Consider the following 790-nt stretch of genomic DNA (forward strand, 5'->3'; position numbering starts at 1 on the left):
CCGATATAGAGATTGAACAAGCCGTGCTCGTCGGCGAGCCTGGCCGGCGGTCCGTCGTAGCGCAGCGTGCCCGAGCTCACAACATAGACGCGATCGGCGAAGCGCAGCGCCTGCTTGGCGTTCTGCTCGACCACCAGCAGCGTCAGCCCTTGCGCCTTGAGCTCGCCGATGAAATCGAAGATGCGCGCCACGATCTTGGGCGCGAGCCCCAGCGACGGCTCGTCGAGCAGCAACAGCTTCGGCCGCGACATCAGCGAACGGGCGATCGCCAGCATCTGCTGCTCGCCGCCCGAAAGCGTGCCGGCCGCCTGGCCGAAGCGTTCGGACAGAACCGGGAACAGCGACAGGAACCGCTCGATATCCTGGCGCACGCCGGCCGGGTCGCGCCTTGTCGCGGCCCCCAGCCGCAGATTCTCGCCGACGCTCAGGTTGGAGAAGATGTGCCGGCCTTCCGGCGTCGAGGTCAGTCCGGCGCGGATGCGGTCCTCGGTGCGGACATGCGAGATGTCCTTGCCGTCGAGCACGATGCGCCCCGAAGCCGGCGTGACCAGGCCGGTCAGGGCGTTGATGGTCGAGCTCTTGCCGGCGCCGTTGGGCCCGAGCAGGGCGACAAGCTCGCCCTGCCCGACCTCGAGCGACAATTCGCGCACCGCCATGACGGCGCCATAGCGCACGACAAGCTTCTCGACCTTCAGCACGTCTCCCCGCTCCGCTTCAGTTCAGCGCCGGAACGAAGGTCGGCGGCGTGTCGGTGATCAGCACCCGCTTGCCGTCGGCAAAGCCCATCACC

At 67.8% G+C, this 790-nt stretch carries 1 protein-coding gene; it reads right to left on the bottom strand.

Features of this window, described 5'->3' with window-relative positions:
- A partial coding sequence (locus EOD07_RS36210; RefSeq protein ID WP_164772945.1) for an ABC transporter ATP-binding protein occupies nt 1–698 on the bottom strand: 698 nt, incomplete at its 3' end.
- Nucleotides 699–790 lie beyond the last annotated feature (92 nt).

This window comes from Mesorhizobium sp. M2C.T.Ca.TU.002.02.1.1 (assembly GCF_003997225.1).